General features: G+C 71.4%; 13 protein-coding genes. 4 read left to right on the plus strand and 9 right to left on the minus strand.

Annotated features, from left to right (window positions below):
• Positions 1-77: 77 nt before the first annotated feature.
• The 5 genes from DWB77_RS10205 to miaA form a co-directional block, all read right to left on the minus strand.
• Complete coding sequence (locus tag DWB77_RS10205) at positions 78-1,541, minus strand: M1 family metallopeptidase (RefSeq protein WP_120720949.1); 1,464 nt, start codon at positions 1,539-1,541, stop codon at positions 78-80.
• A gap of 89 nt (positions 1,542-1,630) precedes the next feature.
• Entirely contained in the window at positions 1,631-3,715 is a 2,085-nt protein-coding gene (locus tag DWB77_RS10210) for a RelA/SpoT family protein (protein WP_120720950.1), read from the minus strand.
• A gap of 237 nt (positions 3,716-3,952) precedes the next feature.
• The gene (gene dapF / locus DWB77_RS10215) at positions 3,953-4,816 is read right to left on the minus strand and encodes a diaminopimelate epimerase (RefSeq protein ID WP_120720951.1); all 864 of its coding nucleotides are present in this window, start codon (positions 4,814-4,816) and stop codon (positions 3,953-3,955) included.
• Positions 4,817-4,877: 61 nt separating this feature from the next.
• Positions 4,878-5,456, minus strand: a complete 579-nt coding sequence (locus DWB77_RS10220) for a hypothetical protein (protein WP_428985189.1) — start codon at positions 5,454-5,456, stop codon at positions 4,878-4,880.
• Between the two features lie 107 nt (positions 5,457-5,563).
• On the minus strand, positions 5,564-6,502 hold the full coding sequence (gene miaA / locus DWB77_RS10225) for a tRNA (adenosine(37)-N6)-dimethylallyltransferase MiaA (protein ID WP_120727623.1): 939 nt from the start codon (positions 6,500-6,502) through the stop codon (positions 5,564-5,566).
• A gap of 198 nt (positions 6,503-6,700) precedes the next feature.
• On the opposite strand from miaA, the gene DWB77_RS10230 reads away from it, so the two are divergent.
• Positions 6,701-6,970 carry a gliding motility protein gene (locus DWB77_RS10230; RefSeq protein WP_246033488.1) on the plus strand — a complete coding sequence of 90 codons (270 nt, stop codon included), beginning with the start codon at positions 6,701-6,703 and terminating at the stop codon, positions 6,968-6,970.
• Between the two features lie 175 nt (positions 6,971-7,145).
• Here DWB77_RS10230 and DWB77_RS10235 read toward each other — a convergent pair whose 3' ends face one another.
• Together DWB77_RS10235 and miaB are read right to left on the minus strand one after the other, a co-directional pair.
• A complete protein-coding gene (locus DWB77_RS10235) occupies positions 7,146-7,847 on the minus strand; it encodes a class III extradiol dioxygenase subunit B-like domain-containing protein (protein WP_120720954.1) in 702 nt (233 codons plus the stop codon).
• A gap of 69 nt (positions 7,848-7,916) precedes the next feature.
• Positions 7,917-9,404, minus strand: coding sequence for a tRNA (N6-isopentenyl adenosine(37)-C2)-methylthiotransferase MiaB (gene miaB, locus DWB77_RS10240; protein WP_120720955.1), 1,488 nt, complete (start codon positions 9,402-9,404; stop codon positions 7,917-7,919).
• Between the two features lie 69 nt (positions 9,405-9,473).
• On the opposite strand from miaB, the gene DWB77_RS10245 reads away from it, so the two are divergent.
• Positions 9,474-10,469, plus strand: coding sequence for a TAXI family TRAP transporter solute-binding subunit (locus DWB77_RS10245; protein WP_120720956.1), 996 nt, complete (start codon positions 9,474-9,476; stop codon positions 10,467-10,469).
• Positions 10,470-10,509: 40 nt separating this feature from the next.
• On the opposite strand, the gene DWB77_RS10250 is transcribed toward DWB77_RS10245, so the two are convergent.
• Positions 10,510-11,913: an ATP-binding protein gene (locus DWB77_RS10250; RefSeq protein ID WP_120720957.1), complete on the minus strand. Its 1,404-nt coding sequence runs from the start codon at positions 11,911-11,913 to the stop codon at positions 10,510-10,512.
• A 15-nt stretch (positions 11,914-11,928) separates the two neighbouring features.
• The gene (locus DWB77_RS10255; RefSeq protein ID WP_120720958.1) at positions 11,929-12,630 is read right to left on the minus strand and encodes a response regulator transcription factor; all 702 of its coding nucleotides are present in this window, start codon (positions 12,628-12,630) and stop codon (positions 11,929-11,931) included.
• Between the two features lie 297 nt (positions 12,631-12,927).
• Here DWB77_RS10255 and DWB77_RS10260 point away from each other — a divergent pair, with 297 nt between their 5' ends.
• Positions 12,928-13,713, plus strand: coding sequence for an amino acid ABC transporter ATP-binding protein (locus DWB77_RS10260; protein WP_120720959.1), 786 nt, complete (start codon positions 12,928-12,930; stop codon positions 13,711-13,713).
• Between the two features lie 324 nt (positions 13,714-14,037).
• Positions 14,038-14,958: a glutamate ABC transporter substrate-binding protein gene (locus DWB77_RS10265; protein ID WP_120720960.1), complete on the plus strand. Its 921-nt coding sequence runs from the start codon at positions 14,038-14,040 to the stop codon at positions 14,956-14,958.
• The last annotated feature ends 68 nt before the right edge of the window (positions 14,959-15,026 follow it).

A 15,026-nucleotide genomic window follows, 5' to 3' on the forward strand; every position in this document is an offset into this window, starting at 1 on the left:
CGCCGCCGACACACCCGATGGTCGCACGGTGCCGCCGGGGCCGTCATCCCTGTTTTCGGGCCCGGCAAGGGGGCCGGTCAGCCGCGCTTGGGTGCCTGGGTGTGCCAGTCGGGGTGTCCGGGCATCGCCGGCGTCTTCTCGCCGTACAGCCACGCCTTGAAGAAGCCGGACAGGCCGCGGCCGGAGATCCGGGACGCCAGCGCGGCGAAGTCGGCGGTCGTGGCCGTGGAGTCGCGGTGGTCGCGCACCCAGCGGCGTTCGAGGCGCTCGAAGGCCTTCGTGCCGATCTCCTCGCGCAGGGCGTACAGGACGAGGGCGCTGCCGTCGTAGACGATCGGCCGGAAGATGCCGATCTTCTGTCCGGGCTCGGCCGCCCGGGGCGCGGCCGGCGGTCCGCCCGCGGCGCGCCAGCCGTCGGACAGCGCGTAGGCGGCGCGCATCCGCTGCTCCATGGACCGCTTGCCGAACTCCTCCGCGTACCGCGCCTCGTACCAGGTGGCGTGCCCCTCGTTCAGCCAGAGGTCCGACCACGTGCGGGGCGAGACGCTGTCGCCGAACCAGTGGTGCGCCAGCTCGTGGACCATGACCGAGTCGATGTACCAGGCGGGGAACTCGGGCCGCACGAACAGTGACCGCTCGAACAGGGACAGGGTCTGTGTCTCCAGCTCGAAGCCCGTCTCGGCGCCCGCGATGAGCACCCCGTACGTCTCGAACGGATAGCGCCCGACCTGGCGCTCCATCCACTCGATGTGTCCGGGGGTCTTCGCCAGCCAGGGTTCCAGCTTGTCCTTGTCGACCGCCGGGACCACGTCGCGGATCGGCAGCCCGTGCGGGCCCTCCCGGTGCAGTACCGCCGAGCGTCCGATCGACACCTGCGCCAGCTCGGTCGCCATGGGGTGGCTGCTGCGGTAGGTGGAGACGATCCGGGTGCCCTGGCGTTCGCCGGCGACCGGGACCCCGTTGGCCACGACCGTCACGTCTTCGGGGGCGGTTACGCGGAAGGTGAAGAACGCCTTGTCCGAGGGATGGTCGTTGCAGGGGAAGACCCGGTGGGCGGCGTCGGCCTGGTTGGCCATGACCAGGCCGTCGGTGGTGCGCACCCAGCCGCCGTCGAGCGCCGCGTTGGGGTCGCTGGTGTGCCGCACCGTGATCCGCAGCGCTTCACCGGGGCGGACGGGGGTCTCCGGCGTGATCACCAGGTCCTCTTCGGCACTGGCGAACCGCGCCGGGCGTCCGTTGACCTCGACGCCGTGCACGGTGCCCCGCGCGAAGTCGAGGTTGATCCGCTCCAGGGCGTCCGTCGAGACGGCGTCGATGGTGGTGACGGCCTCCATCGGCTTGCTGTTGTCCCCCGAATAGGAGAATCCGATGTCGTACGAGAGCACGTCGTAACCGGGGTTGCCGAGCTGCGGGAACAACGGGTCCCCGATGCCCAGCGGCACCGGGGCGGGCAGCGCCGCGGCGACCACGGAGGCCGCGGCTGCGACCAGCAGCGCGGCACGCAGATGGCGGGGGCGGGGACGGCGGGGGGTGAGCGGCATGGACTACCGCTATCAGCGGGACCCGGTGCCATCGGGGCGACTCGCGTGGGGGCCACTCGAACGGGGGTGGAGCCGGGGGCGGACCGGCGTCAGCCGGCGGCCGCCGGATGCTGGGCCCGGCTCACGTCGTAGACGCCCGCGACGTCCCGCATGGCCCGCATCAGGGCGGGCAGCCCGGCCGCGTCCGGGAGTTGGAGGGTGTAGGTGTGCCGGACGCGTTGTTCGCTGGGGGGTTCCACGGTGGCCGAGATGACGGCCGCGTCGGCGGTGGCGATGGCTTCCGTGAGGTCGGCGAGGAGGCGGGGGCGGCCGAAGGCCTCGGCGACCAGGGTGACCCGGCATGCGGCGGCGTCCCCCCAGCGCACCTCCACGGGCGGCCGTCCGACGGCCTTCATCCGGGCGACGGCGGGACATTCGTGACGGTGGACGGTCACCGCCGCCCCGCGGACCGAGAACCCGGTCACCGCGTCGGGCGGCACCGGGGTGCAGCAACCGGCGAGCCGTACCGTCACATCGGGCAGGTCGGTCACCGCGTTGGCGGCGCCCCGGCGGTCGGCCGGCACATTGACCTGGGGGCGCGGCGCGGCCGACGCCACTTTGCCGCCCTCCGGGTTGGCGGCGAGCCAGCCGCTGATCGCGATCCGGGCGGCCGGGGTCCTCGCGTGGTCGAGCCAGTCGCTGGAGGGCCCCGACGCCGCGTCCTGGGCGAGCAGCAGTTGTACGGTGTCGCCGTCGTTCAGGACCGTACTGAGCGTGGCGAGGCGGCCGTTGACGCGGGCGCCGATACAGCCGTGGGCGACCTCGCCATACTGCGCGTACGCGGCGTCCACACAGCTCGCGCCGGCCGGCAGGACCAGGGTGTGGCCGTCGGCGCAGAAGACGGTGATCTCGCTGTCGCCCGCCAGTTCCTCGCGCAGGGAGGACCAGAAGGTGTCGGGGTCGGGGGCGTTCTGCTGCCAGTCCAGGAGCCGTGAGAGCCAGCCGGGCCGGGTGGGGTCCTCGCGTTCGTCGCCGCTCTGCTGCGGCCCGTCGCCGATCCCTCCCGCGTAGGGGTTGCCGAGCGCGATGACCCCGGCTTCGGCGACCTTGTGCATCTGGTGCGTACGGATGAGGACTTCGGCGACTTCGCCGCCGGGGCCGACGACGGCCGTGTGGAGCGACTGGTACAGGTTGAACTTGGGTGAGGCGATGAAGTCCTTGAACTCGGAGACGACCGGTGTGAAACAGGTGTGCAGTTCGCCCAGGACCGCATAGCAGTCGGCGTCCTCGGCGACCAGCACCAGCAGCCGTCCGAAGTCGCTTCCGCGCAGCTCGCCCCGCTTGAGCTGCACCCGGTGCACCGAGACGAAGTGGCGCGGTCTGATGAGCACTTCGGCGTTGATCCCTGCCTCGCGGAGCACCCCGCGCACGCCGTCGGCGATGCCGGTGAGGGGGTCGGGGGTGCCGGAGTTGGCGGCGATCAGGATCCGGGTGCGTTCGTACTCCTCGGGGTGCAGGATCGCGAAGACCAGGTCCTCCAGCTCCGACTTGAGGGCCTGCACCCCCAGGCGTTCGGCGAGCGGGATCAGGACGTCCCTGGTCACCTTGGCGATGCGGGCCTGCTTCTCGGGGCGCATCACGCCGAGGGTGCGCATGTTGTGCAGCCGGTCGGCGAGTTTGATCGACATCACGCGTACGTCGTCGCCGGTGGCGACCAGCATCTTGCGGAAGGTCTCGGGTTCGGCGGCGGCGCCGTAGTCGACCTTCTCCAACTTCGTGACGCCGTCCACCAGATAGGTGACTTCCGCGCCGAACTCGGCCCGCACCTGATCGAGTGTCACCTCGGTGTCCTCGACCGTGTCGTGGAGGAGGGAAGCGGTCAACGTCGTGGTCTCCGCGCCCAGTTCGGCGAGGATCAGGGTCACCGCGAGCGGATGCGTGATGTAGGGCTCGCCGCTCTTGCGGAACTGGCCGCGGTGGGAGGCCTCGGCCAGGACGTACGCCCGGTGCAGCACGGCCAGGTCGGCGTCGGGGTGGTGGGCCCGGTGGGCGTCGGCGACATGGCCGATGGCGTCGGGCAGCCGGTCCCGGGAGACCGGGCCGAGCAGTGCCGCGCGGCCCAGTCGGCGGAGGTCGATCCGGGGGCGGCCGCGACGGCGGCTCTGAGCACCAGGATTCGTGGCCTCTGCACTCATGGGGTACCTCCGGCGGCATCGACCGGCGGTGGAGGGACTGGCGTGCCCCCTTGGACCGGTGCTTGATGCTACCGACCCCACCACGTGGCGCAGTCCCGCTCTCGCTCAGCGTGAACCGGATCACCCATTCGAGCGAAGGTTTTGGCCATGGGCGTTTCGGCCCCGACCTTTTCGGTCAGGGCCGGGCGGGCGCCCCGGCGGGCTCGGTCAGCCGGTCATTCGTCAGGCGGTCATTCGTCAGCCGGTCAGGAGGGCCGGGTCGACGACGCCTTCGGCGACGATCACCGCGGCCCCGGTCATCGCGATCTCGCCGTCCGGGTACTCGGTGATGACCAGGGTTCCGCCGGGAAGGTCGACGGTGTACGTGGCCGCGGTGCCGGTGACCGCGGGGTCCACGCCGTCGCGGCGGGCGGCGGCGACGGCGACCGCGCAGGCGCCGGTGCCACAGGACAGGGTCTCGCCCGCGCCCCGCTCATGGACCCGCATCGCCACATGGCCGGGCCCGCGGTCCACGACGAACTCGATGTTCACCCCGTCCGGATAGACGGCCTCGGGGCTGAACGGGGGCGCCGAGCGCAGTTCCCCGGCGTGCGCCAGGTCGTCCACGAAGGCGACGGCGTGCGGGTTGCCCATGTTCACGTTGCGCGCCGGCCAGCTCCTGCCGTCCACGCTGACGGTGACCCCGGCCTCGGGAAGCGCGGCACGCCCCATCGAGACGGTGATGTCGCCACCCTTGGCGATGTGCACCTTCTTGACGCCGCCGCGGGTGGCGACGGCCAGGTCGCCCTCGTCGACGAGCCCGGCGCGCTCCAGGTACCCGGCGAAGACGCGCACGCCGTTGCCGCACATCTCGGCGATGCTGCCGTCGCCGTTGCGGTAGTCCATGAACCATTCGGCCTCGCCGGCCATGGCCTTCGCCTCCGGGTGCGCCGCGCTGCGCACCACGTGGAGCACGCCGTCGCCGCCGATTCCGGCGCGGCGGTCGCAGAGCCGGGCGATCGCGGACGCGGGCAGGTCGAGGACGTTGTCCGGGTCGGGAAGGATCACGAAGTCGTTCTGGGTCCCGTGACCCTTGAGGAAGGCGATCGGCGCAGTGTTCACACGTCAATCGTACGGGGGCGCACCGACAGCCGGCCGGGACGCCCCGCGCGGTCGGCCCCGCTCAGCGGAGCCGGGCGACCCGCCAGACGGCGAGCGCGACCAGCACACCGGCGACGCCCACATACAGGGCCAGCACCCGCCAGTCCGGGCGTTCCCTCGAACCCCTGCCGGGCAGCCCGGGCCAGGTGTGGCCGACGCGGCGCGCCGCCATCATGCCCCAGCCCGCGGCACAGCAGCTGATGAGGAGTCCGAGCATGGCCACGACCGGTCCGCCGTCGCCGAATTCGAAGGCGAGCGGGAAGGCGAACATCAGCGAGCCGAGCGCGGCGAGCATCACGATGGGGGCGAGCTGCCAGATCCTCAGGCGGCGCTGGGGGCGCAGTTCGACCTCGACCTCGCCGCCGTCGGCCACCGCTCCGACGGAACCGTCCTCCGGTCCGTCCGGGCTCAACCCCGAGGCGCCGAGCGCCGTGGAACCGAGCGGCGGCGGTGTCGCGTCCGCGGCGCGCACGCCGTCGGCGGCGCTCTCGGCGGATTCCGCTTGTGCGGGGCTGGGCACCACGCAACCGGGGTCCGCCGAGCCGGGACGCGCGGTGTGCTCGCGCGATCCTTGCTCTCGGTCTCGAGGGCCGGCCTCCATCGCCACGCGCCCTCCCAACTCGGACTCCACTGGTCGATCGACGTTTGATGATGGCACGGGCAGCAGTGCCGCGATGACCCGCGGAGCGTCCCGATGCCATCACGTGATCAGGCTGTAACCGCTCGTTCGACCAACGCCAGCGCCTGGCGCGGGAGTTCCGCCCGGTCCTCCATCGCGCCGCTCAACCAGTGGACGCGGGGATCACGTCGAAACCAGGAGTCCTGGCGGCGCGCGAAGCGTTTGGTGGCGCGCACCGTTTCGGCGCGCGCCTCGCCCTCGGTGCACTCACCGGCGAACGCGTCGAGGATCTGCTGGTAGCCGAGGGCGCGGGAGGCGGTGCGCCCCTCGCGCAGCCCGCGCTCCTCCAGGGCCCGCACCTCGTCGATCAGTCCCGCTTCCCACATCCGGTCGACGCGCACGGTGATGCGTTCGTCGAGCTCCGGGCGGCCGACGTCGACGCCGATCTGCACGGTGTCGTACACCGATTCATGGCTGGGCAGATTGGCCGTGAAGGGACGGCCGGTGATCTCGATCACTTCGAGGGCGCGGACGATGCGGCGGCCGTTGCCGGGCAGGATCGCGCGGGCCGCCTCGGGGTCGGCGGCCGCGAGGCGGGCGTGCAGGGCGCCGGGGCCGTGCTCCTCCAGCTCGCCCTCAAGGCGCGCGCGCACCTCGGGGTCGGTGCCGGGGAATTCCAGGACGTCGATCGCGCCGCGCACATAGAGTCCGGATCCGCCGACCAGGACGGGGGTGCGCCCCTGGGCGAGCAGCCGGTCGATCTCGGCGCGGGCGAGCTGTTGATAGGTCGCCACGTTGGCCGGTTCCGTGACGTCCCAGATGTCGAGGAGGTGGTGCGGGACGCCGCCGCGCTCGCCGAGCGTCAGCTTGGCGGTGCCGATGTCCATCCCCCGGTAGAGCTGCATGGAGTCGGCGTTGACGACCTCGCCGCCGAGCTGCTGGGCGAGGAAGACGCCCAGATCGGACTTTCCGGCCGCTGTGGGACCGACGACGGCGATGACCCGCGGTGCGGGAGCTGCACTTCTCACCTCCACAGTCTCGCAAACCTCGGGGGTCGTCCTCGAACGAGCTACGTGACGGGGCACGGCTGGGTTCGTTGCCTGTTGCGAGGTTCCGAACGCCGGTTTGTTGACCGGTGCCGCCGGGCGACGCAATGAGGCGCTCCGGATCGGCGCGGGATTTCGCCCACACGAGCACGCTATGGAGTAGATATGGGCGTTTTTTCAATGTTTCGCCGTAAGGCCGAGCAGGCCGCCGCGGAGTCGTCCGAGGGCGCGAAGGGTGCGACGCTGACGGCCGAGCCGGAGACCGAGGGCGACGGGGACACCTCGCCCGAGGCGTCGGCGGCCGAGGCGCACGAGGCGTCCGAGGACGCGGAGAAGGCCGCGGCGGCGCAGGGCGCCGAGTCCGCCACCGCCGAGGGGGTCGAGATCCCCAAGCAGCAGTCGGCCGAGGCGGCGGCGGACAGCGAGGCCGGCGAAGGCGCTCGCAAGTAGCCGCCCGGGGAAGGCGCCCCACACGTTCCCTGGACTCCTCGTCCCACCAGGGACACGGGGGCGGCGCCCCGCCCGCGTCCTGAACCACGCGCGCCGGAGGGCCGTGGAGCAGCCTCTGCTCCACGGCCCTCCGGCGTGTTCGGGCGAGCGGCGGGGAAAAGGGCCCCGCCGGGTTTCAGGACCAGACGCCGACGAAGTAGCCGACTCCGTAAGGCGCTTCCTCGTGGAGCAGCCGTCCCGCGAGTCCGGCGCCCCGGCCCGCGCCGGCCAGCACCTGCCAGGCCGCGCGCCCCGCCGCCTTCAGCTCGTACGCCGCCTCGGCGTCAAGACCCAGCAGGGTGGAGATGTCGGCGCCGCCGAGAGCGGCCGCCGCGACCTCGTCGAAGCCCGCCGCGCGCTCGTCCAGGTAACCGGGCGCCTTGAGGGTGCGGCACGCGCTGCCGTCGCCCATGACGAGCAGGGCGACCCGGTCGGCGCGGGCGGCGAGCTCCTCACCTGCGGTGGCGCAGAGCGAGGGTTCAAGGCGCTCGGCGACGGCGAGCCCCTCGACGGGCGCGTCCGCCCAGCCGGCCCGCTCCAGGAGCCAGGCGCCGACCGCCAGGGACAGCGGAAGCCGCTGCGCCACGGGCTGGCCCGTACCCAGGCGCACCGAGACGTCCACGCCGAACGGGGCGAACGAGCCCACCGCCCCCTGCCGGTAGGAGCCGGCGTCCTCGGCCGGGCCGACCACGACCAGGAGGTCGGGACGGGACGCGGCGAGCACGCCGACGGCGTCGGCACAGGCGTCGCGTGCCGCGTCGAGTTCCGGCGCGGCACCGGCGGCCACCTCGGGCACGAGAAGCGGCGGACAGGGACAGAAGGCGGCGGCTACGAGCATGATCCGCAGCCTAGCCGCGTTCCGGCGGCCCGGCCCTGCCGCCCGGTGAGGCGGCCAAGACCCCCGGGCTCAGAGGACCGAACAGCCGCCCGTGGGCTCGGGAAGCGGCGCCGGGGCGCCGATCGAGGGCAGGCCGAGCATCACACCGGCGCGCTTTCGCGCCGGCTCGGCGTTGCGCTTCTCCCAGGCGTCGCCCGCGCGCGTGCGACGGACGCCGCTCGTCGGGCCCTCGGCGAGGAGGTGGTGCGGGGCCGCATAGGTGATCTCCACGGTCACCACGTCGCCCGGACGCACGTCCTGGTCCGGCTTGCTGAAGTGGACCAGGCGGTTGTCGGGGGCCCGGCCGGACAGGCGCTGCGTGGAGCCGTCCTTGCGGCCCTCGCCCTCGGCGACCATGACCTCCAGGACCCGGCCGACCTGCTTCTTGTTCTCCTCCCAGGAGATCTCCTCCTGGAGGGCGGACAGGCGCATGTAGCGGTCCTGGACGACATCCTTGGGAATCTGTCCGTCCATCGTCGCCGCCGGCGTTCCGGGGCGCTTGGAGTACTGGAAGGTGAACGCGTTCGCGAAGCGGGCCTCACGGACGGTGTGCATCGTCTGCTCGAAGTCCTCCTCGGTCTCGCCGGGGAAGCCCACGATGATGTCGGTGGAGATGGCCGCATGCGGAATGGCGGCGCGCACCTTCTCGATGATCCCGAGGAAACGCTCCTGCCGGTAGGAGCGGCGCATCGCCTTGAGGACCGTGTCCGAGCCCGACTGGAGCGGCATGTGGAGCTGCGGCATCACGTTCGGGGTCTCGGCCATGGCGGCGATCACGTCGTCGGTGAAGTCGCGCGGGTGCGGCGAGGTGAAGCGGACCCGCTCCAGACCCTCGATCGTCCCGCAGGCGCGCAGCAACTTGCTGAAGGCCTCACGGTCGCCGATGTCCGAGCCGTACGCGTTGACGTTCTGCCCCAGCAGCGTGATCTCGCTGACGCCCTCGCCGACCAGCGCCTCGATCTCGGCCAGGATGTCGCCGGGCCGGCGGTCCTTCTCCTTGCCGCGCAGCGCCGGAACGATGCAGAAGGTGCACGTGTTGTTGCAGCCCACCGAAATCGACACCCAGGCCGCGTACGCGGACTCGCGCCGGGTCGGCAGCGTGGACGGGAACGCCTCCAGGGACTCGGCGATCTCGACCTGCGCCTCCTCCTGGACGCGGGCGCGCTCCAGCAGCACCGGCAGCTTGCCGATGTTGTGCGTGCCGAACACGACATCCACCCAGGGGGCCCGCCGCACGATGGTGTCGCGGTCCTTCTGCGCGAGACAGCCACCGACGGCGATCTGCATGCCGGGCCGCTTCGTCTTCATCGGGGCGAGCCTGCCGAGGTTGCCGTACAGCTTGTTGTCGGCGTTCTCCCGCACCGCGCAGGTGTTGAAGACGACGACATCGGCATCCCCGTCGGCGCCCTCGGGCGCGCGGACATACCCCGCCCCCTCAAGGAGGCCGGACAGCCGCTCGGAGTCGTGGACGTTCATCTGGCACCCGTAGGTGCGCACCTCGTAGGTCTTCGCACTCATCTCGCACACCAGGGTACGGGGCCCGTCACCCCCTGGTCCTCGCGGGCGATGAACTGGCAGGATCCAGCCATGCTCCCCGCCCTGTCCCGGCCCGGCCACCGCCGCGCCGTCACCGCCGCCGCGGCCCTCGTGGTGGTCCTCGGGCTGCTCCTGTGGTGGCTGATGCCGTTCGGCGGCCGGTCCCCCGCGGGGAAGATCGACTTCAGTACGGGCGTACGCACCGGGGTCTACCAGCGCTACGGCGAACTTCTGCAACAGGCACTGGCCGGCGATCTGCCGGACGTCCACGTCAACCTCCGCACCAGCCAGGGCTCCCAGCAGAACCTCCAGCGCCTGGCCGACGGGATCTCCGACTTCACCATCGCCACGGCCGACTCCGTCGACAAGTTCCGCAAGGACGCCAACCCCGGCGCGGACCGGCTGCGCGGCTGCGCCCGGCTGTACGACGACTACGTCCAGCTGGTGGTGCCCCAGGACTCCGCCGTGCGCTCGGTCGCGGACCTGCGCGGCAAGCGGGTCGCCGTCGGACAGGAGGGCTCCGGGGTGCGGCTGCTCGCGAGCCGGCTGCTCCCGGCCGCCGGACTGGACCCGCACAAGGACATCAACTCCGTCTCCGCGGGCATCGACACCATGCCCGACCTGTTGCGGAACAAGGAGATCGACGCGTTCTTCTGGTCCGGCGGGTTGCCCACCACCGCGGTCCTCAAACTGTCGGAGTCCTATCCGATCCGGCTCGTCCCGCTCGCCGACCTGGTGTCGGCCCTGCACAAGGCGGACGGCAGCACCGGCTACTACCGGGCGGCGACCATGCCCGCCGACGCGTACCCCAAGGCACAGCGGGGCGTCCCCGTGCCGACGATCGCCGTGGCGAACCTCCTGGTCACCACGGACCGCACCGACGCCGCCCTGACCGAGGGCTTCACCCGCACGGTGATAAACAGCCGCGACCGCATCGGCCGTGAAGTGCACGCCGCCCAGCTCGTGGACCTGCGGACCGCGATCTACACCGACCCGTTGCCGCTGCACGACGGGGCGCGCGACTACTACCGGTCGGTGAAGCCCTGACGCCGCCCGGAGACCGGGCACCGCTGGGGGACGCGCTCGCTCACGGCTCCGGCTGGGCGCGGGGCACGGTGACGGTCACGCGCAGACCGTGCGGCTCGTGGTGGGCGTAGGCGATGGTGCCGCCGCCGGCCGCGAGCAGGGCCCGGGAGATGGAGAGGCCGAGGCCGGAGCCCTTGACGTTCTGGTGACGGCCCGCACGCCAGAAGCGGTCGCCGATCCGGCCCAACTCCTCGTCGGAGAGGCCCGGGCCGTGGTCCGTGACCGTGACGCCGGTCCGCGCACCCTCCACCGCTACGGTGACCCGCACCTCCTCGCCGGCGGGGGTGAACTTCAGCGCGTTGTCGATGACGGCGTCCAGCGCGCTCGACAGCGCCACCGGGTCCGCCCAGCCGGTGGCGGCGGTGGCCCCGTCCGCCAGCAGCCGTACGCCCCTGTCCTCGGCGAGCGGGCGCCAGGCCGCGATGCGCTCCGCCGCCAGCGCCCCGATGTCGGTGAGCCGGAGGTCGGCCGCGGCGTGTTCGGCCAGGGCCAGACCCAGCAGGTCGTCAAGGACCTGCGCCAGACGCTTGCCCTCGGTGCGCACCGAGGCGATCTCCTCGTTGCCCTCGGGGAGTTCCAGCGCGAGGAGTTCGATGCGCAGCAGCAGGGCGGAGAGCGGATTGCGCAACTGGTGCGAGGCGTCAGCGACGAAGGCGCGCTGCTGATCGAGGACCTCCTCGACGTTGTCCGCCATCTCGTTGAACGAGCGGGCCAGCCTCTGGAGTTCCGGGGGCCCGCCCGCGGCCGCGACACGTGAGTTCATGCGGCCGGTCGCGATGTCATGGGTGACCGCGTCCAGGACGCGTACGGGCCTGAGCACCCAGCCGGTCAGCCGGAACGCCGCGCCGACGGCGAGCAGCATCGCCGCCAGTTCACCGGCCACGATGAGCAGCCAGCCGCGCAGGGTGTTGGAACGCATGCCCCCGGTGGGCGAATCGGTGACCACGACCGCGATCACGTCGCCCTCACGCACGACCGGCGAGGCCACCACCAGACGGCCCCGCTGCCACGGCCAGACCTGCGCCGGGTCGTGGCTGCGGCGCCCGGCGAGCGCCTCCTGGAAGGCCAGCTGTCCCTGGCCCTTGGCGGGCACGTGCCACCCCTTGGGGGCGCTCGCCATGGCGCTGCCGTTGCGGAAGAAGACGCCCGCGTCGATCCCGTACAGCGAGGAGTAGCGCGCCAGCTCCTCCTCCAGGGTGGTGAGCCGTTCCGCGCTGTTGGTGTCGTCGCCGTCGGTGGCCGTGACGAACTGGGCCAGCGCGGCGAAGCGCGCCGTGTCGTCGATACGGTCGACGACGACCCGCTGCTGCTGGGCGTGGGCCACGCTCAGGGCCAGCGGGAATCCGAACGCGACCAGGACGAGCGCGAGCAGGAAGATGAGGAGGGGGAGAAGTCGGGTGCGCACCGGGCTTCGCGGACCTCAGAGGGCGGCCGGCGCGACGAGCCGGTAGCCGACGCCGCGCACGGTCTCGATCAGCGCGGGCATGCCCAACTTCGAGCGCAGGGACGCCACATGCACTTCGAGGGTGCGGCCGGTCCCTTCCCAACTCGTGCGCCACACCTCGCTGATGATCTGCTCCCGGCGGAAGACGACCCCGGGGCGCTGGGCCAGCAGGGCGAGCAGGTCGAACTCCTTGCGGGTCAGCTGCACGTCCTCGCCGTCGACACGGACCCGGCGGGTCGGGAGCTCGATCCCCACTCGCCCGAGCCGCAGTTCGGTGTCGGTCGTCTCCGGCCGCGCACCCGGCGGCGGGCGCCGGATGACCGCGTGGATACGGGCGATCAGTTCACCGGTGTCGTACGGCTTGACCACGTAGTCGTCGGCGCCCAGGTTCAGCCCGTGGATGCGGGAGCGGACGTCCGCACGGGCGGTCACCATGATCACCGGGGTGGCGGTGCGCTTGCGGATCTTGCCGCAGACCTCGTAGCCGTCCTGATCGGGCAGCCCGAGGTCGAGCAGGACCACCCCAAAAGGTGGTTTGGCGCAGCGCTCGTCAGGAAGGAGGGCCTGGAGCGCCTCTTCTCCGTTGCGGGCGTGCTTCACCTCGAAGCCGTGCTTGGCGAGCACGGCGGACAGGGCGGCGGCGACGTGGTCGTCGTCCTCGACCAGCAGCAGTCTCACGAGCCCCCTCCCTGGATGGCCGGCGCCGGCCCTTCAGGGCCTCGGCACACGATGTTCATCGGCCGCATCACGGCACGTACCCCCGAATCCACGCCCATGGTCGCCACTTCGGTCAAGGGGGCGCCCGCCCCTGCGCATCATCCGTTACGGAGCCGGTATTGGGTGGAGCTACGCGCTCACCCAGAGTGCTTCCACGCAACCGGATCGTTATGCTCAAGTTCCGCTCAGATGTAATGACGCTGGTCACAACTCCCCACTACGGTCCTCCCCAACCGAGGAGGACGGAGCAAGAAGCCGATGAGCGGAGTATCAGTGGCCAAGGGGACCGAGGACGCCGTACCCGCGTCGGGTGACCTGGTCGTGCTGAACAACGTCAACAAGCACTTCGGCGCGCTGCATGTGCTCCAGGACATCGACCTGACCATCGCCCGTGGCGAGGTCGTCGTCGTCATCGGGCCCTCAGGGTCCGGGAAGTCCACGCTGTGCCGCACCATCAACCGCCTGGAGACGATCGATTCCGGAGCGATCTCGATCGACGGCAAACCACTGCCCCAGGAGGGAAGGGAGCTGGCACGGCTGCGGGCCGACGTCGGCATGGTCTTCCAGTCGTTCAACCTCTTCGCGCACAAGACGGTGCTGGAAAACGTCATGCTGGGCCAGGTGAAGGTCCGCAAGGCCGACAAGCAGACCGCCGAGCAGAAGGCCCGCGCGCTGCTCGACCGGGTCGGCGTCGGCACCCAGGCCGACAAGTACCCGGCGCAGCTCTCGGGTGGTCAGCAGCAGCGCGTGGCGATCGCCCGGGCGCTGGCGATGGACCCGAAGGTGATGCTCTTCGACGAGCCCACCTCGGCGCTCGACCCGGAGATGATCAACGAGGTCCTCGAAGTCATGCAGCAGCTGGCGCGGGACGGGATGACCATGGTCGTGGTCACCCACGAGATGGGCTTCGCCCGCTCGGCGGCCAACCGCGTCGTCTTCATGGCCGACGGCAAGATCGTCGAAGAGGCCACGCCGGACCAGTTCTTCAGCAACCCGCGCAGCGACCGGGCCAAGGACTTCCTGTCGAAGATCCTGCACCACTGACGGCTGCCGCCCGACTGCCGCACGGGGGTTGGCAGTTGGAAGGTGGCGGTTGGGCGGCCGGTTGCCGGTGGCCGGCGGTTGACGACTGAGGGATATCGGCTGACAGATGACAGATATCCGATGTCAACTGACCTTGGCCACCTGCCTCGGCCAACCGACCCGGGCCACCGGGCCTTGGCCAACCAGCCCTGGCCGACCGACCCTGGTCACCCGCCCGGGCCGACCGACCCCGGTCACCTGACGCTGGTCAACCGACCATCACCGCCCGGCAGTTGTCGGCCCACCGATGACGACCACAGACCCACGACGCAAGGAACCTTCGCCATGATGCTCCGCAAGTCCGCCGCCGTCGCGGCGATCGCCGTGCTCGCCCTGACCGCGACCGCCTGTGGCGGCAAGTCCGGCTCCGCCGGCGACAAGCAGTCCGCCCAGCCGGGCGCCGCCGACGCGCCGAAGCTGCCGACGTACACCGTCGCCTCGAACGTCACCCTGGACTCGCCGACCTTCAAGGCGGCCAAAGAGCGCGGCAAGCTGATCATCGGCTCCAAGGCCGACCAGCCCTACCTCGGCTTCGAGGACCAGTCGACCAAGGAGCGTTCGGGCTTCGACGTCGAGATCGCCAAGATGCTCGCCGCCGACCTGGGCTTCAAGCCCGACCAGATCGAGTGGAAGACCGTCGACTCCGGCGTCCGTGAGACGGCGATCTCCAAGGGCCAGGTCGACTACTACGTCGGCACCTACACGATCAACGACAAGCGCAAGAAGCTCGTCGGCTTCGCAGGCCCGTACTACAAGGCCGGCGCCGACCTGCTGGTCCGCAAGGACGACACCTCCATCACCGGCAAGGACGCCGTCAAGGGCAAGAAGGTCTGCTCGATCGTCGGCTCCACGCCGCTCCAGGAGATCAAGAAGCCCGAGTACGGCGCGTCCGTCGTGGAGCTCTCCAAGTACTCGGACTGCGTGCAGCAGCTCCTGTCCAAGCAGGTCGACGCCGTCACCACGGACGACGCGATCCTCAAGGGCTACGCCGCCAAGAACTCCGGCAAGCTCCGTGTCGTCGGCCAGCCGTTCACCCAGGAGCCCTACGGCATCGGCATGAACAAGGACGACAAGGCGCTGCGCGACTTCGTCAACTCCTCGCTCGAGAAGCACGAGCAGGACGGCACCTACAAGAAGATCTACGACGCCACGCTCGGCCTGTCCGGCTCCACCTACCAGGCTCCGCCGGCCGTCGCCCGCTACTGACCGACCCCGCTGAACGCGCCCCGTACGACGTACGGGGCGCCACGGCCCCCGCCTGCCCGATCCCCCAG

Origin of the sequence: Streptomyces hundungensis, from assembly GCF_003627815.1 — a bacterium.
Classification (GTDB): domain Bacteria; phylum Actinomycetota; class Actinomycetes; order Streptomycetales; family Streptomycetaceae; genus Streptomyces; species Streptomyces hundungensis_A.